This window comes from Burkholderia sp. Bp9099 (assembly GCF_003857805.1).
Taxonomy (GTDB): domain Bacteria; phylum Pseudomonadota; class Gammaproteobacteria; order Burkholderiales; family Burkholderiaceae; genus Burkholderia.
This window is the reverse complement of the sequence record NZ_QTPU01000023.1, coordinates 33,179-55,480: the sequence shown is the minus strand read 5'-3', so window position 1 is coordinate 55,480 and position 22,302 is coordinate 33,179. Positions and strand designations below refer to the sequence as shown.

At 67.4% G+C, this 22,302-nt stretch carries 21 protein-coding genes; 10 read left to right on the top strand and 11 right to left on the bottom strand.

Features of this window, described 5'->3' with window-relative positions; all coding sequences use genetic code 11:
* Positions 1–31: 31 nt before the first annotated feature.
* On the bottom strand, positions 32–2,200 hold the full coding sequence (locus DIE17_RS25610; RefSeq protein WP_044845913.1) for a M1 family metallopeptidase: 2,169 nt from the start codon (positions 2,198–2,200) through the stop codon (positions 32–34).
* Positions 2,201–2,845: 645 nt separating this feature from the next.
* On the opposite strand from DIE17_RS25610, the gene DIE17_RS25600 reads away from it, so the two are divergent.
* From DIE17_RS25600 to DIE17_RS25585, 4 genes are all read left to right on the top strand, one after another.
* Positions 2,846–3,340 carry an LEA type 2 family protein gene (locus DIE17_RS25600; protein WP_124522203.1) on the top strand — a complete coding sequence of 165 codons (495 nt, stop codon included), beginning with the start codon at positions 2,846–2,848 and terminating at the stop codon, positions 3,338–3,340.
* Positions 3,341–3,508: 168 nt separating this feature from the next.
* Complete coding sequence (locus DIE17_RS25595; protein ID WP_044845911.1) at positions 3,509–3,841, top strand: YegP family protein; 333 nt, start codon at positions 3,509–3,511, stop codon at positions 3,839–3,841.
* Between the two features lie 146 nt (positions 3,842–3,987).
* A complete protein-coding gene (locus tag DIE17_RS25590; RefSeq protein WP_124522201.1) occupies positions 3,988–5,121 on the top strand; it encodes a methyltransferase in 1,134 nt (377 codons plus the stop codon).
* 89 nt (positions 5,122–5,210) lie between these two features.
* Positions 5,211–6,101, top strand: a complete 891-nt coding sequence (locus DIE17_RS25585; protein WP_124522199.1) for an SAM-dependent methyltransferase — start codon at positions 5,211–5,213, stop codon at positions 6,099–6,101.
* Between the two features lie 216 nt (positions 6,102–6,317).
* Here DIE17_RS25585 and DIE17_RS25580 read toward each other — a convergent pair whose 3' ends face one another.
* Both DIE17_RS25580 and DIE17_RS25575 read right to left on the bottom strand, forming a co-directional pair.
* On the bottom strand, positions 6,318–6,890 hold the full coding sequence (locus DIE17_RS25580) for a DUF1415 domain-containing protein (protein WP_124487886.1): 573 nt from the start codon (positions 6,888–6,890) through the stop codon (positions 6,318–6,320).
* A gap of 82 nt (positions 6,891–6,972) precedes the next feature.
* The gene (locus DIE17_RS25575) at positions 6,973–7,596 is read right to left on the bottom strand and encodes a TetR/AcrR family transcriptional regulator (RefSeq protein ID WP_124487887.1); all 624 of its coding nucleotides are present in this window, start codon (positions 7,594–7,596) and stop codon (positions 6,973–6,975) included.
* Positions 7,597–7,813: 217 nt separating this feature from the next.
* Here DIE17_RS25575 and DIE17_RS25570 point away from each other — a divergent pair, with 217 nt between their 5' ends.
* The 3 genes from DIE17_RS25570 to DIE17_RS25560 all read left to right on the top strand — a co-directional run bounded on the left by DIE17_RS25570 (position 7,814) and on the right by DIE17_RS25560 (position 11,470).
* On the top strand, positions 7,814–9,097 hold the full coding sequence (locus DIE17_RS25570) for an MFS transporter (protein WP_124487888.1): 1,284 nt from the start codon (positions 7,814–7,816) through the stop codon (positions 9,095–9,097).
* Positions 9,098–9,254: 157 nt separating this feature from the next.
* Complete coding sequence (locus DIE17_RS25565; protein WP_044845905.1) at positions 9,255–9,860, top strand: nitroreductase family protein; 606 nt, start codon at positions 9,255–9,257, stop codon at positions 9,858–9,860.
* A 359-nt stretch (positions 9,861–10,219) separates the two neighbouring features.
* Positions 10,220–11,470 carry an Hsp70 family protein gene (locus DIE17_RS25560; RefSeq protein WP_044845904.1) on the top strand — a complete coding sequence of 417 codons (1,251 nt, stop codon included), beginning with the start codon at positions 10,220–10,222 and terminating at the stop codon, positions 11,468–11,470.
* Between the two features lie 102 nt (positions 11,471–11,572).
* Here the strand turns inward: DIE17_RS25560 and DIE17_RS25555 are convergent, their stop codons facing one another.
* Positions 11,573–11,776: a cold-shock protein gene (locus DIE17_RS25555; protein WP_006477070.1), complete on the bottom strand. Its 204-nt coding sequence runs from the start codon at positions 11,774–11,776 to the stop codon at positions 11,573–11,575.
* A 421-nt stretch (positions 11,777–12,197) separates the two neighbouring features.
* On the opposite strand from DIE17_RS25555, the gene DIE17_RS25545 reads away from it, so the two are divergent.
* A complete protein-coding gene (locus DIE17_RS25545) occupies positions 12,198–13,796 on the top strand; it encodes an APC family permease (protein WP_124522197.1) in 1,599 nt (532 codons plus the stop codon).
* 115 nt (positions 13,797–13,911) lie between these two features.
* Here DIE17_RS25545 and DIE17_RS25540 read toward each other — a convergent pair whose 3' ends face one another.
* The 7 genes from DIE17_RS25540 to DIE17_RS25510 form a co-directional block, all read right to left on the bottom strand.
* Entirely contained in the window at positions 13,912–14,703 is a 792-nt protein-coding gene (locus DIE17_RS25540) for a class III extradiol ring-cleavage dioxygenase (protein ID WP_059607887.1), read from the bottom strand.
* A gap of 224 nt (positions 14,704–14,927) precedes the next feature.
* Positions 14,928–15,524 carry a UbiX family flavin prenyltransferase gene (locus DIE17_RS25535; protein ID WP_124522195.1) on the bottom strand — a complete coding sequence of 199 codons (597 nt, stop codon included), beginning with the start codon at positions 15,522–15,524 and terminating at the stop codon, positions 14,928–14,930.
* Positions 15,525–15,537: 13 nt separating this feature from the next.
* Complete coding sequence (grxD, locus tag DIE17_RS25530) at positions 15,538–15,849, bottom strand: Grx4 family monothiol glutaredoxin (protein ID WP_011883132.1); 312 nt, start codon at positions 15,847–15,849, stop codon at positions 15,538–15,540.
* A gap of 67 nt (positions 15,850–15,916) precedes the next feature.
* Positions 15,917–16,759, bottom strand: a complete 843-nt coding sequence (gene prmC, locus DIE17_RS25525; protein ID WP_124921385.1) for a peptide chain release factor N(5)-glutamine methyltransferase — start codon at positions 16,757–16,759, stop codon at positions 15,917–15,919.
* Positions 16,760–16,766: 7 nt separating this feature from the next.
* Positions 16,767–17,849 (bottom strand): peptide chain release factor 1, encoded by a 1,083-nt coding sequence (gene prfA, locus DIE17_RS25520; protein WP_044845899.1) that lies wholly within the window; start codon positions 17,847–17,849, stop codon positions 16,767–16,769.
* Positions 17,850–17,933: 84 nt separating this feature from the next.
* Entirely contained in the window at positions 17,934–19,232 is a 1,299-nt protein-coding gene (gene hemA, locus DIE17_RS25515) for a glutamyl-tRNA reductase (RefSeq protein WP_044845898.1), read from the bottom strand.
* A 26-nt stretch (positions 19,233–19,258) separates the two neighbouring features.
* A complete protein-coding gene (locus DIE17_RS25510; RefSeq protein WP_124487893.1) occupies positions 19,259–20,020 on the bottom strand; it encodes a response regulator transcription factor in 762 nt (253 codons plus the stop codon).
* 171 nt (positions 20,021–20,191) lie between these two features.
* On the opposite strand from DIE17_RS25510, the gene DIE17_RS25505 reads away from it, so the two are divergent.
* Together DIE17_RS25505 and DIE17_RS25500 are read left to right on the top strand one after the other, a co-directional pair.
* A complete protein-coding gene (locus DIE17_RS25505; protein ID WP_044845896.1) occupies positions 20,192–20,446 on the top strand; it encodes a hypothetical protein in 255 nt (84 codons plus the stop codon).
* Positions 20,447–20,464: 18 nt separating this feature from the next.
* Positions 20,465–22,279: an aminopeptidase P family protein gene (locus DIE17_RS25500; protein WP_124522191.1), complete on the top strand. Its 1,815-nt coding sequence runs from the start codon at positions 20,465–20,467 to the stop codon at positions 22,277–22,279.
* Positions 22,280–22,302: the final 23 nt, after the last annotated feature.

The window sequence follows — 22,302 nt, the reverse complement described above, 5'->3', positions numbered from 1 at the left end:
GTATCGCGCGGCACCGGCCGGCCGGATCACGTTACTGAACCAGCGTCTTGCGCGGCTTGAACATGCCCTGGTAGCGCAGCGACGGACGTTCCTTCACCGTCGGCGCGATGCCGCCGAAGCTCGGCGTCTGGCGCAGCTTCATCGCGGCCGGCGAAGCGACCGAGCCGATCGACGTCGAACGCGAAGCCGGCGCGAGGTTGTTCGCGACGAGCAGCGCGGCCTCGCTCTTCAGGTTCGCGAGCAGCACCGGATCGACCGAGCTGTTGACCTGCGTGAGCAGGCCGCTCCACGCGGCGTCGCTGTAGTTCACGACGTAGTAGTCGAGACCGCTCGGATCCGCGACCACGCCCGTGCAGCCGTCGATCCGCGTCTGCGTCTGCGTATCCTTCAGCGCGAGCGTCGTGCGTTTCGCGAGACCCTGGCCGTACGCGAGCGTGATCGGTACCGTCCACTGCAGGCCCGGATACGCGTTCTTGTTCGGGAACGGCTGCTGTTTCAGCGTGACGACCGTCTGGTTCTTCGTCATGTCGCACTGCGTGTCGAGCGAGATCAGCGGCACGCCCGTCTGGCGCACGTAGCTGTCGCCGATCGGGCCGACCGCCTGGCCGCTTTCCTTCGACAGCGCATCCCACAGGCGCTTCGGCGTGCCGTTGCCGAACGAGTAGTCGACCAGGTACTGCTGCAGGCCGCGGCGCAATGTCTGCTCGCCGAGATAGTTCTCGAGCGTCTTCAGCACATGGCCGCCCTTGTCGTACGTGAACGCGCTCGCGCTCAGCACGAAGTCGTTCGATGCCCAGTCGTTGAAGTTCGGCGCGACCGGGAACGCGTTCGGGCCGATGTCGCGATTGATCACGCGATACTTGTTCTTCACCTGGTCGAGCCAGCTGAACTCGTCGGGGAAGAACTGGATCGTCGTCTTCGTCTCGAAGAACGTCGCGAACGACTCGTTGAGCCAGACGTTGTCCCACCAGTCGGCCGTGACGAGATCGCCGAACCACTGGTGCGCGACTTCGTGCGTCAGCACCTCGTTACCGTAGCGCGACATCGGCTGGCCCGGTTGCGGCAGGATGTCGTCGGCGAACTCGAGGATCGACCCCCAGTTCTCCATCCCGCCGAAGTTCAGGTCCTTCTGCTCCTTGAACGCGTCGTTCGCGGCGACCGTATCGAACTTCGTCAGCGGCAGCGGGATACCCGTGTAGCGGTAATAGAAATCGAGCGCCTGCTTGGTGCGGTCCATCGCCGGCTTGGCCCAGTCGCTCATGCCCGGCGGCGTGAACACGCGCAGGTGCAGGCCGCCCTTGCCGCCCGGCAGCGGGCTCGAGAAGTCGTCCTCGTAGGTATCGAACAGGCCACCGCCGAAGAACAGCAGGTACGACGGCATCGGCGGCGTCTTCTCGAACTGCACGAGCTTGTAGCCGCCGCCGACGTTGGTCGACGGCTTCTCGGCCGCGTTCGACACGACGCGCCAGTTCTGCGGCACTTCGGCCGTCACTTCATAGGTCGGCCGGAAGGCCGGCTCGTCCCAACCCGGGAACCACTGGCGCGACAGGTTGGTTTCGCCCTGCGTGAGGATCGCGCCGCTCGTCTTGCCGTCGGTGCCCTTCAGGTCGACGCGGAACACGCCTTCGGCGGCCGAGCAGCCCGGATACGGGTCGTCGCCGCAGCTGCCGCCCGTCTGCGTGGCCGGATCGTCGTACGACTTGAAGTTGATGATGCCGGACCATTCCATGTGCAGCGAATAGTTGCCCGGCGCGATCGTGCCGGCAACGGGGCGCAGCTGGTAGAAGTCGCCCTTGTCCTGCGGCGTCGCGATCAGCTGGATGTTGCCCGGCTGCAGCGTGATGCGGCCGTTCGTGAACTTGATCCGGTGGCCGGCGATCACGATGTTGTTGACCGGCTTCAGCACCTTGATCTCGACGTCGGCGCGCCCGTCGAACGCGTTCAGCGCATCGTTCGGGCGGAACCACAGCCGGTAGTTGACCGGTACCACGGTGTCCGGCAGCTCGACGGGCGACACGCTCTTGTCGACGTTGGAGGCTGACGGCGGCGTGTTGGCGGCGGGCGACGAGCTCGAGTGCGGCGCGCCGGCGGAGCTGAGTGCGGAAGCCGAGCCGACGCCGCTGTCGTCGCCGCCGCACCCGGCGAGCGCGAGTGCGGCAACCAGCGGCAGGTAACGCATCTTGTGAATGTTGATCGACATGACTGAAACCTCGATTGTTGAAAGAATCGTTCAGTGCTGCGAAAACGCCGGCAAAAGAAATCCCTCGCCGTTAATCAACAGCGACGAGAAATGCCAATGACGGATTATTCGAAAAGACGGCCGGCCGACTACGTGAAGGTAATCATGGTTTACTGCCCCCTCTGTGTTTCCGGATGTCGGTTAACTGGCCGGTTCAAAATGGCCGGGCGCGGGTTGTACTGAATTGATTTCGCGCGCACGACACGGGGCCGCCCGCCCTTATGCGGGCGTGCATTCCCTTTGAACCGACGACCCACGGGGCTGGCCGTACCAGGCCGCAGGACGGAAGGACGGCGTGTCGCCGTTCCGTAAAATCGCCGTCATACGGCTTGAAGGTTTGTCGGCCTGCTCGAAGGATGCGTAAATATACTTGATGGTTTTGGGTAAAGGAAACGAAAAAATTAGAAAGTGCTTCTCTTGAATTTTTCGCGCGCCATTGAATGCTGGGAGGCATTAATTCGCTTTCTGTTTAGCCGTTCGTTTCCGTAGTTTTAATCTATTAACGATCTCGCCGATGCGCGAAAACTACGAATCAGGGCGTGGCGCGGCGCGCTCGGTACAATGCGGCGACGACCCGCCGATCGATTGCCGCAAGGAGGCCAGCCCATGCCACGAGCCCTGTTCCGTATCGCGCCGCTGCGCGCCATGCTGCTGCTGTTCGCCGCCGTCTTCGCGCTCGGCGGGTGCGCGGGCCTGACGCGCGAGCCCGTGAGCGTGACCGTCGCCGGGCTCGACCCGCTGGCCGGACAGGGCCTCGAGATGCGCTTCAGCCTGAAGCTGCGCGTGCAGAACCCGAATGACACGCCGATCGAATACGACGGCATTTCGGTCGCGCTCGACCTGAACGGCACGCCGTTCGCGAGCGGGGTCAGCGATCGCTCGGGCGTCGTGCCGCGCTTCGGCGAAGCCGTGATCGACGTGCCCGTTTCGGTGTCGGCGTTCGCCGCCGCGCGGCAGGCGTGGAACCTGCCGGGCGCGGCGGCCAGCGGCGAGTTGCCGTACGCGCTGCGCGGCCGGCTCGCCGGCGGCGTGCTCGGCACCGTGCGTTTCAGCGATGCGGGCACGTTGCGCATGCCGGCGACGCCGGGTTGGGGCGGCTAGAGCGATGCCTGCGCGACGCCCGGGATGCCCGGCCGGACGAAGCGGCGCGATTGCAGCGCCGTCTGACGATTCCTGACGATCGTGTTTCGTGCGCCTTACGTTTTGCGCTGCAATCGCGTTTAGACTGCCTCGGTCCGGAGGGCCGGACGACTTTTTCGAGAGGGCACCATGGCAGCGAAATTCGTCATCAAGAAAGCGAACGACGGGCAGTTCCTGTTCCACCTGAAGGCCGCCAACGGCGAGATCATTCTGCGCAGCGAGCTGTACAAGACGAAGGCGTCGGCGGAAAACGGCGTCGCGTCCGTGCGCAAGAACGCACCGGACGACGCGCGCTACGAGCGCAAGACCGCGAGCAACGGCCAGTTCATGTTCAACCTGAAGGCCGGCAATCACGAGATCATCGGCACGAGCGAGCTGTACAAGGCTGAAGCCGGCCGCGAGAACGGCATCGCGTCGGTGAAGCAGAACGCGCCGGACGCGGCGCTGGACGACCAGAGCTGACGCGCCGCGAGCATCGCGCGGGTGGCGGCCAGGGCGGTCGCCCGCGCTTTGCCGCGCGGGCAAAGCGCGGTATGGTGTGGTCCGCGCGGCGCACTCCGGTAGTCCGGTAGCGCCGCCTGTCTGAAGCCAACCGTAGCCGAGCTCGCGTGACCGATTTCCCCGTTTTCCACTGGACCGACGCCGACGGCGCCGAACATGCCGTGCGCTGGCGCTCCGAAGCCGGCGTGCAGCCGCCGAAGCGCGCCGTGCCCGCCGACGACCGCGTCACCGCCGACGCGGCGTACCGCCTCGCGTGCGAGGGCACCGCACTCGTCTGGCAGGGCGATTTCCAGAATGCACGCCAGCTCGTGCAGGCGATGGCGCGCCGCGTCGAACGCAAGCCGAAGAAGGCGAAGGCCGCGGTCGGCGTCGACGCGTTCAACCTGCACCGGCTCGCGCAATCGCAGCGCGCCCGCACGCTCGGGATGCTGCTGATCCCGCTCGACGCCGACTACACGATCCCGCTGCGCCGCGCGCCCGACGTGCGCGCCGCATGCGAGGAAGCATACGGCCCGGGCGGCGCGCCGTCGGTCGTGTCGCTGCGCGAACTGCTCGGCCTCGTCGGCGCGCACGAATGGCGCAAGAAGGGCGTGCCGATCCCGGCGCTCGGCGGCGCGCCGATCCATCCGCATTACGGCGTGTTCTCGCCGGTGCGCGGCGAATACGTCGAACTCGTCGCGCGCACGCCGCTGCCCGCGACCTCGCTCGCGTTCGATATCGGCACGGGCACCGGCGTGCTCGCGGCCGTGCTCGCGTCGCGCGGCGTCGAGCGCATCGTCGCGACCGACCAGGATCCGCGCGCGCTCGCATGCGCCCGCGAGAACGTCGCGCGGCTCGGTCATGCCGGGCGCGTCGACGTCGTCGAAGCCGACCTGTTTCCGGCCGGCCGCGCGCCGCTCGTCGTCTGCAACCCGCCGTGGGTGCCGGCCCGTCCGAGCGCGCCGATCGAATACGCGGTCTACGATCCCGACAGCCGCATGCTGCGCGGTTTCCTCGCGGGGCTTGCCGACCATCTCGAACCGGGCGGCGAGGGCTGGCTGATCCTGTCCGATTTTGCCGAGCATCTCGGCCTGCGCCCGCGCGACACGCTGCTGCAATGGATCGACGAAGCCGGCCTCGTCGTGCTCGGCCGCGAAGACATCCGCCCCGCACACCCGAAGTCGGCCGACGCGGACGATCCCCTGCACGCCGCGCGCCGCGCCGAGGTCACGTCGCTCTGGCGGCTCGGCGCGCGAGCCTGATCGCGTATTTTCGGTAAACTGTCGCCATTCCTCACGAATTCCCGCCGCCGGGCCGTGGTCGACCGACCGTGGCCCGGCGCCGTTTCACGATGTCGAACAAGACCTACGAAATCCGTCCGGAGCAGTCCGTCGAGCTGCTGAAGGAACTGCACATCCTGACCCGCGACGGCAAGCTGAACCAGGACAGCCGCCGCAAGCTGAAGCAGGTCTATCACCTGTTCCAGTTCATCGAGCCGCTGCTCGCGAGCGTGCAGGCCGACAAGGGCGGCGTGACGCTCGTCGATCACGGCGCCGGCAAGTCGTATCTCGGCTTCATCCTGTACGACCTGTTCTTCAAGCAGCAGCCGGGGCACGGCACGCCGGCATTCGCGTCGCACGTGTACGGGATCGAGACGCGCGAGGAACTCGTCACGCGCTCCACCGAACTCGCCGCGCGGCTCGGATTCGGCGGGATGTCGTTCCTGAACCTGTCGGTCGCCGATTCGATCACGTCGCCGAAGCTGCCCGAAACGGTCGACGTCGTCACCGCGCTGCATGCATGCGACACGGCGACCGACGACGCGATCCGGTTCGCGCTCGCGAAGCGCGCGCAGCACATCGTGCTGGTGCCGTGCTGCCAGGCGGAGGTCGCGGGCGTGCTGCGCAAGAACAAGGGCAAGTCGCTCGCGAACGCGCTGACGGAAGTGTGGCGGCATCCGCTGCATACGCGCGAATTCGGCAGCCAGATCACCAACGTGCTGCGCTGCCTGCAGGTCGAGGCGCACGGCTACCAGGTGAGCGTGACCGAGCTGGTCGGCTGGGAGCATTCGATGAAGAACGAGCTGATCATCGCGCAGTACAAGAACTTGCCGCGCCGCAAGCCCGGCGAGCGGCTGAACGAGATCCTCGGCATGTTCGGGCTCGCCGAACTGAACGAGCGCTTCTTCGCGCCGGCACCCGCGGCGGCGGCCGGCGAGGCCGTCGAGCAGTCCGCGGACTGAGGCGGATCGAGGCGACCGAGGCGGACCAAGGCGGACCAAGGCGGACCAAGGCGGACCAAGGCGGACCAAGGCGGACCAAGGCGGACCAAAGCGGACCAAAGCGGACCAAAGCGGACCAAAGCGGACCAAAGCGGACCAAGGCGGACCAAGGCGGACCAAGGCGGACCGACGCCCGGCCCCCGTCCGCCGCGCGCCAGCCACCCGCCGCGCGACGCGTCAGACGTCGTCGCCCGGCCGGCGCATCCATTCACGCCAGCCGTCGTGGCCGAGGCGGCGCAGCGTTTCCTGGTTTTTCTCGTAGATCGCGGATGCGTCCGGGAACGCATCGACCGCGCGCGCGATGCTGTCCTCGCGCAGCAGGTGCAGGATCGGATACGGCGCGCGGTTCGTGTAGTTCTCGATGTCGTCGGCTTCGCTGCCTTCGAACCGGTACTCGGGATGGAAGCTCGCGATCTGCAGCACGCCGTCGAGTCGCAGTTGCCGCACGAGCCGCTCGGCGAAGAACAGCGCATCGTTGTAGTCGACGAAATCCGCGAACGCGCGCGGATAGATCACGAGCGTCGTGTCGACCTGCTGCGGATCCGCCGCTTCGAGCGCGCGCAGCTCGGTTTCGAGATCGGCGAGCGCATCCTCGAGCGTCGTCGCTTCGCTGATCGCATAGCGTACCTGTTCCTTCACATAGACACTCTTCGCGAACGGGCACAGATTGAGCCCGATCACCGCGCGCGCGAGCCAGTGCCGCGTGGCGGCGAGAATGTCGTCGTGGGAGTCGGGGCGGGTATCGGTCATGGCGGAGGCGGTCGGGCGAAGCGGCAGCGAGGGCCGCATTGTAGCCGGAGCGGGCACGCCGGGTCGGCGCGTGCGCCGCCCGTCACGCGCAGGCGGCGTCGATCAGCTGCGTGGCCAGCGCGGGCGCGGTGCCGATCGGCGTTTCGCCGTGCCGGTAGGTCTGGCTGGCCGCGTAGATGCCTTCGACGATGAGCGCGAGCGCGTCGGCGAGCGCTTTCGGCTGCCGGGCGCCCGCGCCTTCGCACAACTCGAGGAGCCGCTTCATCAGCTGTTCCTTGTTCTGCGCGACGCGCTCGCGCGCCGGATGCGACGTATCCGGGAATTCGGCCGCGACGTTGACGAACGGACAGCCGCGATAGTCCTTCTGCGTCGCGCGTTCGGCCAGATCGACGAAATACTGGATCAATTGCGCCTTCGGCTGGCCCGGATGCTTCGCGACGCTCGAATCGAGACGCTCGAAGAAGCACGCATCCATCCGTTCCAGATACGCGAGGATCAGCTCGTCCTTCGACGAGAACTGGCGGTACAGGCTCATCTTGTTGACGCCCGCGCGCTCCACGACCGCCTCGACGCCGACCGCGCGCACCCCTTCCTTGTAAAACAGCTCCTCCGCGGCGCGCAGCAGGTGTTCCTGCGCGGCGGCCGCGGCGATCGGCCGGCGCGTGCGGCGTGCCGGCGGCTTGTTGGCGGCCTCGATGCCCGACATGATGACCCTCGACTGCGTGGTGAATTGCTTGACATGTTACCGACTGGTAACTACGATCGCAACACACTTGTGACCGATCGGTAACAATGCCGACCGGATCGACAGACAAATGCCACGTATCGGCCCGGGTCAGCCGATGCAGCGTGCGGCGGAGGTGGCCCGGAGGTGAGGCGGGGCTGGCGCGCGAGCGCGGGCCAGCCAACTGGAGAGCGACAACATGAACTGGGCAGTGACACGAATCGGCGGGCGCTTCCACTACGGATGGCTCGCGGCGGCGGTGGTTTTCCTGATCCTGCTGGCGGCGGCCGGCACGCGCGCGACGCCGAGCGTGCTGATGGTGCCGCTCGAGCGCGAACTCGGCTGGAGCCGCGCGGCGATTTCGCTGGCGATTTCGGTGAACATCGCGCTGTACGGCCTGACGGGCCCGTTCGCGGCCGCGGCGATGCAGCGTTTCGGGCTGCGGCCGACGATCCTGACCGCGCTGGTGACGATGGGCGCGGGCGTCGCGCTGTCGTCGATGATGACGCAGAGCTGGCAGATGGTCGTGATCTGGGGGCTGATGGTCGGCTGCTCGACCGGCGTCGTCGCGCTGACGCTGTCCGCGACTTTCGTCACACGCTGGTTCCATGCGCGGCGCGGGCTCGTGATGGGCATCCTGACCGCGAGCACGGCCACCGGCCAGCTCGTGTTCCTGCCGATGCTCGCGGCGATCGCGCAGCGCCACGGCTGGCGGCCGGTCGTGCTGGTCGTCGCGGTGGCGGCCGCGATCGTGATTCCGCTGGTCGCGTTCCTGCTGCCCGAGCGACCGGCCGACGTGCAGCTGCGCCCGTACGGAGAGCCGGCCGACGCGCCGGCGGCGCCCGACGCGACGAAGGAGAACCCGCTCGCGGTCGCGTTCCGCACGCTGCTGACCGCGAGCCGCTCGCGCGACTTCTGGCTGCTGTTCTTCAGCTTCTTCATCTGCGGCGCGAGCACCAACGGCTACGTCGGCACGCACCTGATCGCGATGTGCAGCGACTACGGGATGTCCGAAGTGCAGGGCGCCTCGCTGCTCGCCGCGATGGGCGTGTTCGACCTGTTCGGCACGACGCTGTCGGGCTGGCTGTCCGACCGCTACGACAACCGCGTGCTGCTGTTCTGGTACTACGGGCTGCGCGGGCTGTCGTTGATCTACCTGCCGCATGCGTTCGGCATCGACTTCTTCGGTCTGCCGCTGTTCGCGATGTTCTACGGGCTCGACTGGATCGCGACCGTGCCGCCGACCGTGCGGCTGGCCACCGACGTGTTCGGCAAGGCCGCGGCGCCGGTCGTGTTCGGCTGGATCGTCGCCGGCCACCAACTGGGCGCGGCGTTCGCGGCGCTCGGCGCGGGGCTGCTGCGCGCGAGCCTCGGCACCTATACGATCGCGTCGATGATCTCGGGCGCGCTCTGCATCGTCGGTGCGCTGATCGTGCTGCGGATCAATCGCGGCCCGTCCCGCGCGGCCGCGCAGGCCGCCTGAGCTCGGTGCGCCGGCCGACCCGTGCGCGGGTGCGGCCGGTCAATGCAGGATCGGTGATTTGCATTGCGCGGGATGACCGGGCGCGCGACGGCTCAAGCGGTTATGCTTGCGGTTCGCCGGGCGTTCGCGCCCTTCATCGATGTCAGCGAGGAACCGCATGTCCGTCAAACCTGCTCCCACCACTGTTTCGATTCACGACCTGATCGCCGGCCGCTGGAGCCCGCGCGCGTATTCGGACGAGCCGATCAGCGCCGCCGATCTGCACGCGGTGCTCGAAGCGGCGCGCTGGGCGCCGTCCGCCTACAACGCGCAACCGTGGCGCTTCATCGTGTTCGATCGCACGCAGGACGAAGCGGCGTTCAAGCACGCATTCGCGACGCTGGTGCCGTTCAACCAGGGCTGGAACGCGCCGGCGCCGGTGCTGATCGCCGTGACCGCGCATACGCTCACGCCGAAGGGCGAGCCGGCGCCGACCGCGCTGTACGATGCGGGCGCGGCCGCGATGTCGCTGGTGCTGCAGGCGCACGCGCTGGGTCTCGCCGCGCACCAGATGAGCGGCTTCGATGCGAAGGCGTTCCGCGATGCGTTCGAGATTCCGGCCGACGTCGCGATTCCGGCGATCATCTCGCTCGGCCACTACGGCAACGTCGACAAGCTCGACCCGGTATTGCGCGAACGCGAAAAGGCGCCGCGCACGCGCCATGCGATCGGCGAGGTCGTGTATGCGGGCGCATGGAAGAAGGGTTTCGACGCCGCGGCCTGATGGTGCAAGCGGCCAGGCGTGCGTCGAGCACCTTGTCCGCACCGGTTGCCGGTGCGCTGCAGGCGGGCAGCGGGGCGCGTCGGGCACCCCGTCTGCACCTGTCGCCGGTGTGCCGCAAGCGGGTGCCGGGGCGCGTCGAGCACTCTGTCCGAACCTGTCGCCGGTGCGCTGCAAGCGGGCGGCGGGGCGCCTCGGGCACCCCGTCCGCCCCTGTCGCCGGCATGCCGCAGGCGCGCCTGATCTCCGCCCCGGGCCGGTTGCACCGCGCCGGCGGCCGCCCCCGGTTGTGATCCGGCGGGCTTCATGTTAAAAAGCCCGTCCTTTCCGTTTTCGCGCCGGCCATGCTGCGGCACCTTCCCATGACTTACTGCGCGATCGATTTCGGCACGTCCAATTCCGCCGTGGCCCTGCCCGACGGCGATGCCATGCGCCTCGCGCCCGTCGAGGGCGACCACCTGACGCTGCCCACCGCGATCTTCTTCAACAACGACGAGCAGACGGTCGAATACGGCCGGGCGGCGCTCGCGTCCTATATCGACGGTTTCGACGGCCGCCTGATGCGCTCGATGAAGAGCATCCTCGGCTCGCCGCTCGCGGAAACCACGACCGATCTCGGCGACGGCAGCGCGATGGCGTACACGGAGATCATCGCGCGCTTCCTGACGCACCTGAAACGCAAGGCCGAAGCGCGCGCCGGCGCGCCGATCGGCCGCGCGGTGCTCGGCCGGCCGGTGTTCTTCGTCGACGACGATCCGCGCGCCGACCGTCTCGCGCAGGACCAGCTCGAAGCGGCCGCGCAGTCGGTCGGGTTCGCGGACGTGCATTTCCAGTACGAACCGATCGCGGCCGCGTTCGACTACGAGTCGCGCCAGCAGGCCGAGCGGCTCGTGCTGGTCGCCGACATCGGCGGCGGTACGTCGGACTTCTCGCTGGTGCGCGTCGGGCCGGAGCGGATGGCGCGCCTCGAGCGCAAGGACGACGTGCTCGCGCACCACGGCGTGCACGTCGCGGGCACCGATTACGACCGGCGCGTCGAGCTGGCGGCGATCCTGCCGGCGTTCGGCTACCGCGCGCTCGATCCCGAGGGACGCGAGCTGCCGAACCGGATCTACTTCGACCTCGCGACCTGGCACCTCATCAACACGGTCTACACGCCGAAGCGGCTGGGCGAGCTGAAGCTGATGAAGCACCTGTACCAGGACGTGCGGCAGTACGACCGGCTCACGCGCGTGGTCGAGCAGCGGCTCGGGCATGCACTGATGGCGCGCGCGGAAGAAGCGAAGATCGGTGTGGCGGCGGGCGGGGAGACGATGATCGACCTGAACGACGTGGAAGAGGATCTGCAGATCGCGTTCGACGCCGAACGCCTGGTCGACGCGAGCGTCGACGACACGGCGCGCATCGTCGATGCCGCGCGCGAAACGGTGCGGCTGGCGGGCGTCGCGCCGCGCGACGTCGGCGCGCTGTATTTCACCGGCGGCTCGACCGGGCTCGCGTTCCTGTCGGGTGCGCTCGCCGGCGCATTCCCGGACGCGCAGCCGGTGTTCGGCGATCGCCTCGCGAGCGTCGCGACCGGGCTCGGCATTCACGCGCAGCGGCTGTTCGGCTGACCGGAGGCCATTCTCGATCGTGGCGGCCGCATGGCCGCCCGCGCCGGAAAACAAAAAGCCCCGCCGAAGCGGGGCTTTTTTACACGAATTATCGCGCCGAACTTAGACCGGACGGATGTTCGCAGCTTGCAGACCCTTCGGGCCCGTCTTCACTTCGAATTCAACCTTCTGGTTTTCTTGCAGCGTCTTGAAGCCTTCGACGCGGATTTCCGAGAAGTGCGCGAACAGATCGTCGCCGCCGCCTTCCGGGGTGATGAAGCCGAAGCCCTTTGCGTCATTGAACCACTTGACGGTACCGGTTGCCATGTTACTTGTTCCTAAAAAGATAAAACGGGGCCGAGGCCCATGGGGTGCGGAAAATCAAGGAAGGGGGTAATGGGACCAACCGGAGTACCGTTGATGGGCGAACTACGAAAGAACCAATTCACTCGCCGCTTGAAATCCTGCAACGTTGTTTATACGGGTAATCGGTCGCGCGGTCAACCGGATTTCCATGCACTCAGGGTTATTGCGGAGTTAAGGTTTACAAACCTTGCAAACGATGCGACTTTTTTGTAGGGGCCGAACGATTTTGGCGCCAACTTGGAGGTGCAACCGTTAAACTACGCGCCGCGTGGACGGGTTGCCCCGATCGGGTGATCCTTCCCCCCAAAATTGCATGCGCGCTGCTGTCCGAGCCGATCCCGGACCGCGGGCCGACCATGCTTTTTGAGACATAGGAGAGGATGTGAAGAGTTCTATTCAACGGAACATCGGCCCGTTTGCACTGATGCTGACGGGGCTGGGTTCGATTATCGGTTCGGGCTGGCTGTTCGGCGCCTGGAAGGCTGCGAAGATTGCCGGTCCGGCGGCGATTTGCGCATGGATCATCGGCGCGGTCGTAATTCTCGCGATTGCGCTGACGTACGCTGAACTCGGTGCGATGTTCCCCGAGTCGGGCGGCATGGTGCGCTACGCGCGCTACTCGCACGGTTCGCTGGTGGGCTTCATCAGCGCGTGGGCGAACTGGATCGCGATCGTATCGGTGATCCCGATCGAGGCGGAAGCGTCGATCCAGTACATGAGCACGTGGCAGTATCCGTGGGCGCATGCGCTGTTCGTGAACGGCGAGCTGACGACACCCGGCCTGCTGCTGTCGGCCGTGCTGGTCGTCATCTACTTCATGCTGAACTACTGGGGCGTCAAGGCCTTCGCACGTGCGAACACCGCGATCACGATCTTCAAGTTCCTGATCCCCGGCCTCACGATCCTCGGCCTGATGCTGTCGAGCTTCCACTCGGAAAACCTCGGCACTGCATCGAATGCAAGCTTCGCGCCGTACGGCTGGTCGGCCGTGCTGACCGCGGTCGCGACGAGCGGTATCGTGTTCGCGTTCAACGGCTTCCAGAGCCCGGTGAACCTGGCCGGCGAAGCGCGCAATCCGTCGCGCAGCGTGCCGTTCGCGGTGATCACGTCGATCCTGATCGCACTCGTGATCTACGTGCTGCTGCAGATGGCGTACATCGGTTCGGTGAATCCGGCCGACGTCGCGAAGGGCTGGTCGCAGTTCAACTTCTCGTCGCCGTTCGCCGAACTCGCGATCGCGCTGAACCTGAACTGGCTCGCGATCCTGCTGTACGTCGACGCGTTCATCAGCCCGAGCGGCACCGGTACGACCTACATGGCGACGACCACCCGCATGATCTACGCGATGGAGCGCAACAACACGATGCCGAAGATGTTCGGCAACGTGCACCCGATCTACGGTGTGCCGCGCCAGGCGATGTGGTTCAACCTGCTCGTGTCGTTCATCTTCCTGTTCTTCTTCCGCGGCTGGAGCTCGCTCGCGGCAGTGATCTCGGTCGCAACGGTGATCTCGTACCTGACCGGCCCGATCAGCCTGATGGCGCTGCGCCGCGCGGCGACCGACATCGAGCGTCCGCTGTCGATCCCGCTGATGAAGCTGATCGCACCGTTCGCGTTCGTCTGCGCGTCGCTGATCCTGTACTGGGCGAAGTGGCCGCTGACGGGCGAAATCATCCTGCTGATGATCGTCGCGCTGCCGGTGTATTTCTACTTCCAGGCGAAGTCGGGCTGGACCGGCTGGGGCGCCGACCTGAAGGCCGCATGGTGGCTGGTCGCGTACCTGCCGACGATGGCCGTGCTGTCGCTGGTCGGCAGCAAGGAGTTCGGCGGTTACGGCGTGCTGCCGTACGGCTGGGACATGCTGATCGTCGCGGCAATCTCGCTGGTGTTCTACTTCTGGGGCGTGAACACCGGTTACCGGACCCAGTATCTCGACGAGCGCGAGTCGCACGACGAGATCCTTGAAGGGGTCGGTGCCTGACGCCTGACCTGCCACCGGAATCGGCGGTGGCGGAAAGCGCAAAAAAGCCCGTCCGAGCGATGCTCGGGCGGGCTTTTTATTTGTGCTCGGCGCTTGTGTCGCCGTGTCGCGCGATTCAGGCGGCCGCGCTTGCGAACACGTAGTTCGTCATCGCGAGCACGCGTTGATACGTGCCGAGCGACTGGATGCCGAGCTGGTAGTCGTCGTCGGCTGCGCCGAGCGCGGTGAACACCGGCAGCAGGTGCTCGTCGGTCGGATGCATCAGCGCTGCGTGCGGCGCCTGCCGGCGATAGTCGAGCAGCGCGTCGACGTCGCGCGCGGCCAGCTTCGCCTCGAACCAGTCGGTGAATTCCGCGACGCGCGGGTCCGCATCCTCGGGCGCCGCGCTGAAATCGGCCGCGCGCAGGTTGTGCGTGATCTGGCCCGAGCCGATCACCATCACGCCTTCGTCGCGCAGCGGCCGCAGCGCGCGGCCGAGCGCGAAGTGATGGGCCGCGTCCGCACGCGGCTGGATCGACAGCTGCGCGACGGGTACGTCGGCCTCCGGGAACATCAGCAGCATCGGCACCCACGCGCCGTGGTCGAGACCGTGCTCGGTCGTCGCTGTCGCGATGCCGGCCGCGTTCAGCAGCGCGGCCGCCCGCTCGGCGACCTCGGGCGCGCCCGGTGCCGGGTAGCGGATCTCGTACAGTGCGCGCGGGAAGCCGTAGAAGTCATGGATCGTTTCCGGGTGCGCGGCCACGCTCGCGACCGGCTGCTGCGTGCCCCAGTGCGCGGACAGCATCAGCACCGCGCGGGGGCGCGGCAATTCGGCGCCGAGGTGCGTGAATGCGCCGGACGGCAGCGTCGGGTCGATCGGCAGCGTCGGGGCACCGTGTGACAGGTAAAGCGAAGGCAAGCGGTTCATGGTGGGGAGCCTGCAATAGTGGGTTGCCTGTGACTATAGGCGCGCACCGGACATTGATAAATCGGCTTGCCGGAATTTGATTGAATCGCAATGGTTGATAATTCGGCCGATTCAGGTGCGCGGGAGCCGGCGCGGGGAGGCGGGGCGTGGCTGGATCGAACCGGAAGGCGGCCGAATCGACGAAGATGCGTGGAGAACGGCGCCGAAGCGCCGCGTCGAGCGGCTTACCGTGCGGGCCGGATGCCGGCCCACGGCGTCGTCATCGGTGCGCTGAGCGCGAACAGGTCGAGCACGCGCGTGACGGTCTGGTCGACGAGTTCCTCGATCGTCTTCGGCATCGCGTAGAACGCGGGCAGCGGCGGAAACACGATGCCGCCCATTTCGGTCACGGCGGTCATGTTGCGCAGATGCGCGAGGTTGAACGGCGTTTCGCGCACCATCAGCACGAGACGGCGGCGTTCCTTCAGCGTGACGTCGGCCGCGCGCGTGATCAGGTTGTCCGACAGGCCGTGCGCGACGCTCGCGAGCGTCTTCATCGAGCAGGGGGCGATCACCATCCCGTCGGTTGCGAACGAACCGGACGCGATCGTCGCGCCGACATCGCGTACCGAATGCACGACATCCGCCCGGCCTTCGACTTCGGCCTTCGACAGCTGCAATTCATGCTGGATATTGAGCCAGCCGGCGTTCGAAACCAGCAGATGCGTTTCGACGCCGCCGGCGGCGCGCAGCAATTCGAGCAGCCGCACGCCGTAGACCGCGCCGGTGGCGCCGGTGATCGCGACGATCAGCCGGCGTGGCGGCGCGCTGGGAGATGCCATCGGGAACGGGGCGTTACGCGGCGGCGAACAGTTGCTGCAGTTCGCCCGACTGGTACATCTCCATCATGATGTCCGAGCCGCCGATGAATTCGCCCTTCACGTACAGCTGCGGGATGGTCGGCCAGTTCGAGAATTCCTTGATGCCCTGGCGGATCTCGTCGTCCTCGAGCACGTTGACCGTCTTGAACTGGTCGACGCCGCAGGCTTTCAGCACCTGCACGGCGCGGCCCGAAAAGCCGCACATCGGGAATTGCGCGTTGCCTTTCATGAAGAGCACGACCTGGTTTTCGTCGACGATTTGCTTGATACGTTGTTGGGTGTCCATGACTGACCTTGCGTTGGCGGGGCGTTAGAACGAAATGATAGCGGATTTCAACCGGGCGGGCCGGCCGTCAGACGAGCCGGCGGCCGCCCGTGGTGCGTTCGATCGCGGCGACATCGGCGAGCGATTCGACCGCGACGAAGCCGCGTGACACGAGCAAGGCACGCACGGCTTCGGCCTGGTCGTAGCCGTGCTCGATCCAGAGCGTGCCGCCCGGTTTCAGGTACGCGCCGGCGCCTGCGACGATCGTGCGGATCGCGCTGAGGCCGTCGGCATCGTCGGTGAGCGCGCCGCGCGGCTCGAACCGCAGGTCGCCCTGCGCGAGGTGCGGATCGTGCTGCGCGATGTACGGCGGATTGCTGACGATCGTGTCGAACGCGAGCGTCGGCTCGAGCGCGGCGTACCAGTCGCTCTGCAGCCAGTGCAGCGGGCCGCCGGGGCGGCGCGCGTCGAGCAGCTTGTGCGCGTTGCGCCGGGCGACGTCGAGCGCGGCCGATGAGCGGTCGAGCGCCCACACGCGTGCGTCGGGCCGTTCGGCGGCGATCGACACGGCGATCGCGCCGCTGCCGGTGCCGAGATCGAGCACGGCCGGATGCGGGCGACCGTCGATCGCGTCGAGCGCGGCTTCGACGAGGAGTTCGGTTTCGGGGCGCGGGATCAGCACGTCGGGCGTCACATCGAACGGCCGGCCGAAGAATTCGCGCATCCCGACGAGCTGCGCGACCGGCTCGCCCGCGACGCGGCGCACTTCGAGCGCCCGGTAGCGCGCGATCGCGGCGGGCTCGAGCGGGGCGTCGCCGCGCGTGATCAGCTGCGTGCGGGTCCAGCCGAGCGCGTACGCGAGGAGCACGCGCGCATCGACCGGGTCGAGCGGCGACGCGCGCAGCAGATCGTCGGCGGTGGTGTCGGGCATCGCGACCTCAGTCGGTGTCGCCGAGCGACGCGAGCAGTTCGGCCTGGTGTTCGGTGACGAGCGCGCCGATCAGTTCGTCGAGATCGCCGTCCATCAGCGCCTCGAGCCGGTACAGCGTGAGGTTGATCCGGTGATCGGTCATCCGGCCCTGCGGGAAGTTGTACGTGCGGATCCGCTCCGAGCGGTCGCCCGAGCCGATCAGGCTCTTGCGCGTCGCCGCTTCCTTCGCGTGCTGCTCGTGATACTGCTTGTCCTTGATGCGCGCGGCGAGCACCTTCAGCGCACGATCCTTGTTCTTGTGCTGCGAGCGGTCGTCCTGGCACTCGACGACGATCCCGGTCGGGATGTGCGTGACGCGCACCGCCGAATCGGTCTTGTTGATGTGCTGGCCGCCCGCACCCGACGCGCGGAACGTGTCGATCCGCAGGTCGGCCGGATTGATCTCGACCTCGCCGATTTCGTCGGCTTCCGGCATCACCGCGACCGTGCAGGCGGACGTGTGGATGCGCCCCTGCGTCTCGGTCGCCGGCACGCGCTGCACGCGATGGCCGCCCGATTCGAACTTCAGCCGCGAGTAGGCACCCTGGCCGGCGATCCGCACGATCACTTCCTTGTAGCCGCCGAGATCCGACGGGCTCTCCGACATCATCTCGACCTGCCAGCGCTGGCGTTCCGCGAAGCGCAGGTACATGCGCAGCAGGTCGCCCGCGAACAGCGCCGACTCGTCGCCGCCGGTGCCCGCGCGGATTTCGAGGAAGATGTTGCGGTCGTCGTTGGGGTCCTTCGGCAGCAGCATCTTCTGCAACTCGCCTTCGAGGCGAACCATGCGTTCCCGCGCGCTGCGAATCTCGTCTTCGGCGAAATCGCGCATCGATGCATCGGCGACCAGCTCCTGCGCGGCCGTCTCGTCGCTGCGCGACTGGCGCCACAGCGCGTACTGCTCGACGACCGGGCCGAGTTCCGCGTGTTCGCGCGTCAGCTTGCGGTACTGGTCGAGGTCGGCCGTGACGTTTTCGCGGCTCAGCAGGTCGTTCAGTTCGGCCAGCCGGATAGACAGCTGGTCGAGCTTGCGTTGCATGCTCGTCTTCATGGTGTGGAGCGACGCTCCCGGACAAAGGGGTATTCGAAAAGGATAGGCCGGCGCGCGGCCGGCGGCAGGGGCAACCGGCCGGCGCTAGTGGCCGGACTGGTCGTTCGAGCGCGGCGCGTGCTGGTAGAAGCCGCGCATCAGGTCGATCAGCGAATCGCGGTCGGTGCCGTTCACGCGGTTGAGCGCGCTCGTCGGGCCGTGGATCAGCTTGTTGGTGAGCGCCTGCGACAGCGCTTCGAGGACGGCGGCCGGATCGTCGCCGCGCGCGAGCAGCTTCTGCGCTTTCTCGACTTCCGCGCGGCGCAGCGCGTCGGCCTGCGTATGCATGTGACGGATCACCGGCACGACGCTGCGCGTGTCGAGCCACTGCATGAAGTTCTGCACGCGGGTTTCGATGATCGTCTCGGCTTGTGCAACCGCGGCCTGGCGTGATGCGTTGCCTTCGCGCACGATCGCACCGAGATCGTCGACGGTGTAGAGGAACACGTCCTTCAGCTTGCCGACTTCCGGCTCGATGTCGCGCGGCACCGCGAGGTCGACCATGAAGATCGGCCGGTGGCGGCGCGCCTTCACCGCACGTTCGACCGCGCCGAGGCCGATGATCGGCAGCGTCGACGCGGTGCACGACACGATGATGTCGAATTCGTGCATGCGGGCCGGCAGGTCCGACAACGGCATCGCGCGGCCGTTGAAACGTTCGGCGAGCCGCTGGCCGCGTTCGGCCGTGCGGTTCGCGACGACGAGCTCGCGCGGGCTCTGCGCGGCGAAGTGCGTCGCGCACAGCTCGATCATCTCGCCGGCGCCGATGAACAGCACGCGCTGATCCGACACTTTTTCGAAGATGCGCTGCGCGAGGCGGACCGCGGCGGCGGCCATCGACACCGACTGCGCGCCGATCTCGGTCGTGCCGCGCACTTCCTTCGCGACGGCGAACGTGCGCTGGAACAGCTGGTTCAGATAGGTGCCGAGCGCGCCGGCTTCCGTCGCGGTGCGCACCGCATCCTTCATCTGGCCCAGGATCTGCGTTTCGCCGAGCACCATCGAATCGAGACCCGACGCGACGCGGAATGCGTGCCGGACCGCTTCCGATTGCGGCAGCGCATAGACGTGCGGGGCGAGTTCGTCGACCGGAATCTGGTGGTACTCCGACAGCCAGCGAATCGCACCCTCGCGGGCGGCCCGATCGTCGGTCGCGCAATAGAGTTCGGTGCGGTTGCAGGTGGAGAGGATTGCCGCTTCGGGCGCATTCGGCGCCTGGGGGCCGAGGAACACGTTCTTGAACGTGACGAGAGCCGGCTTGATTTGCTCGAGCGGAAACGCCACGCGTTCGCGCAGGGCGACAGGCGCAGTGTGGTGGTTGATTCCGATCGTGAGGAGTTGCATATCGAGGGCTATCGTTTAGCCCCATATTATAGCGTTTCAGCGATTTCCTCACTTGCGGCATACCGGGCATCGGCGTGGCGCGGCCTCGAATTTGGGGGCTCGATCGGCACGCGGTCGAGCTGGTAGCCGTAGCCGTAGAGCGGCAGAAGCCGGTAGCCGTGCTCCGGAAGCAGCCGCAGCTTGCTGCGCAGCCGGGACGCATGGGTGTCGAGCGTGCGCGACTTCATGTCGCGGCGGCGGCCCCACACCGTTTCGAGGATATGGGCGCGCGACACGGGCCGCGACAGGTTCGCGAACAGCAGCTGTGCGAAGCGGAACTCCTTCGGCGTGAGCGCGACGATCGCATCGCCGAAGCGCACGAGGCTGTGGGTCGCATCGAACGCGTATTCTCCATACATTTCGCGCGAGCGATTCGGCGGCCGCCGGACACCTGCGCGCCGGCTCAGCGCGTTGACGCGTGCGAGCAGCTCGGGGCCGCTCACCGGGCGCACGAGGCAGTCGTCGGCCCCAGCGTGCAGGCACGACACGACTTCGCTTTCGCGCGGCAGCTGCATCACGGCGATGGCCGGCAGCCCGGGCAGGATCGCCTGCGCCCGCGGAATGACTTCCTCGGCTGGCTGGTCGCCGGCCCAGTTGCCGATGATCAGCATGTCGCAGGTATCGGTGGCGAGCCACTCGAAGAATGCCGCGCTGGACGGAAACGCGTGGCACACATGGCCGCCGGCGAACAGCAGGCGGTTCAGGAGCGCAGCATGATGCGCCTCCGGATCGATGAGAGCGATTCGCATGAGGATTTCTTCAATACGCCTGCGGGTGCGCGCTTGCCATAACGTCGGGTCGGCCCCTACACTCGAATGTTCGCGGCGCCCGGCTGGTCTCGGGTTCGATGGATGAATCGATGCTAGCCGCTGGCAACGTTCACGCCTATGGGACGAATCTGAATTTATAGAAGGCGTCGAATGAACTGGTTTGGAATCCTTGTCCTGGGAGCGGCCGTCGGGCTGTTCGGCCGGTGGCTGCATCCGATGCGGCGCACGGGCCGGCCGGCATGGTGGATCGTGGTGCTGGTCGGCATCGCAGGCGCCGCCGCCGCGCGCATGGCCGGCAATCTCTCTGGACTGTTTTACGACGGCGAAACGCTCGAATGGCCGGTCTGCACCGGTGTCGCGTTCCTCGCCGTAGCCGTGACGGTCGCCGTGTCGGCCCGTCGCTGAACGCTCTCAGGTGAAATCATGAATGCCCGTCTCCCCGAAGTCTCGTCGGTGCCGGCCCGCCTCGCGCTGCTGCGCGGCGCGATGGTCCGCGAGGACCTGGCCGCCTATCTCGTGCCGTCCGCCGATCCTCACCTGTCCGAGTACCTGCCCGAGCGCTGGCAGGCGCGACGCTGGCTGTCCGGTTTCACGGGCTCGGTCGGCACGCTGGTCGTGACCGCGGATTTCGCGGGCTTGTGGGTCGACAGCCGCTACTGGGTGCAGGCCGAGGCCGAACTCGCCGGCACGGGCGTCCAGCTGATGAAGATGACGGGCGGGCAGCAGAGCGCGCCGCACGTCGACTGGCTCGCGCAGAACGTGCCGGCCGGGACGACGGTCGGCGTCGACGGCGCCGTGCTCGGCGTCGCGGCGGCACGCGCGCTGACGGCCGCGCTGAGCGCGCGCGGCATCGCGCTGCGCACCGATCTCGACCTGCTCGACGCGATCTGGCCGGAGCGCCCGGGGCTGCCGGGAGACGCGGTGTTCGAGCACGTGGCGCCGCAGGCCGACACGACGCGCGCGAGCAAGCTCGCCGAAGTGCGCCGCGCGATGCACGCGCAGGGCGCGCAATGGCATTTCGTGTCGACGCTCGACGATCTCGCGTGGCTGTTCAACCTGCGCGGCGCCGACGTCAACTTCAACCCCGTGTTCGTCGCGCACGCGATGATCGGGGCCGATCGCGCGACGCTGTTCGTCGCCGACGGCAAGGTGTCGCCGGCGCTGGCCGCGTCGCTCGCGCAGGACGGCGTCGAGGTCCGCGCGTACGACGCCGCGCGCGCGGCGCTCGCGGCGCTGCCCGACGGCGCGACGCTGCTGATCGATCCGCGCCGCGTGACGTTCGGCACGCTCGAGGCCGTGCCGGCCGGCGTGAAGCTGATCGAGGCCGTGAACCCGTCGACGTTCGCGAAGTCGCGCAAGACGTCCGCCGAGATCGAGCACGTGCGCGTGACGATGGAGCACGACGGCGCCGCGCTCGCCGAGTTCTTCGCGTGGTTCGAGCAGGCGGTGAACCGCGAGACGATCACCGAGCTGACGATCGACGAGCAACTCACGGCCGCGCGCGCACGGCGCCCTGGCTACGTGTCACCGAGCTTCGCGACGATCGCCGGCTTCAACGCGAACGGTGCGATGCCGCACTATCGCGCGACGCCCGAGTCGCACGCGACGATCGCCGGCGACGGCCTGCTGCTCGTCGATTCGGGCGGCCAGTACACGACCGGCACCACCGACATCACGCGCGTCGTGCCGGTCGGCACGGTCAGCGACCTGCAGCGCCGCGATTTCACGATCGTGCTGAAGTCGATGATGGCGCTGTCGCGCGCACGCTTCCCGCGCGGCATCCGCTCGCCGATGCTCGACGCGATCGCGCGCGCGCCGATGTGGGCGGCCGGGCTCGACTACGGCCACGGCACCGGTCACGGCGTCGGCTACTTCCTGAACGTGCACGAGGGCCCGCAGGTCATCTCGCACTACGCGCCGGCCGAGCCATACACGGCGATGGAAGAGGGGATGATCACGTCGATCGAGCCGGGCGTGTACCGGCCCGGCAAATGGGGCATCCGGATCGAAAACCTGGTCGTGAATCGCGCGGGCGGGCAGACCGAATTCGGCGATTTCCTCGCGTTCGAGACGCTGACGCTGTGCCCGATCGACACGCGCTGCGTGCTGATCGAGATGCTGCATGAAGAAGAACGCGCGTGGCTGAACGCGTATCACGCGACCGTGCGCGAGCGCGTCGGCCGGCACGTGAGCGGCGACGCGAAGGCGTGGCTCGACGCGCGCACGCAGCCGATCTGACGCGACGCGCAATACACGACAGA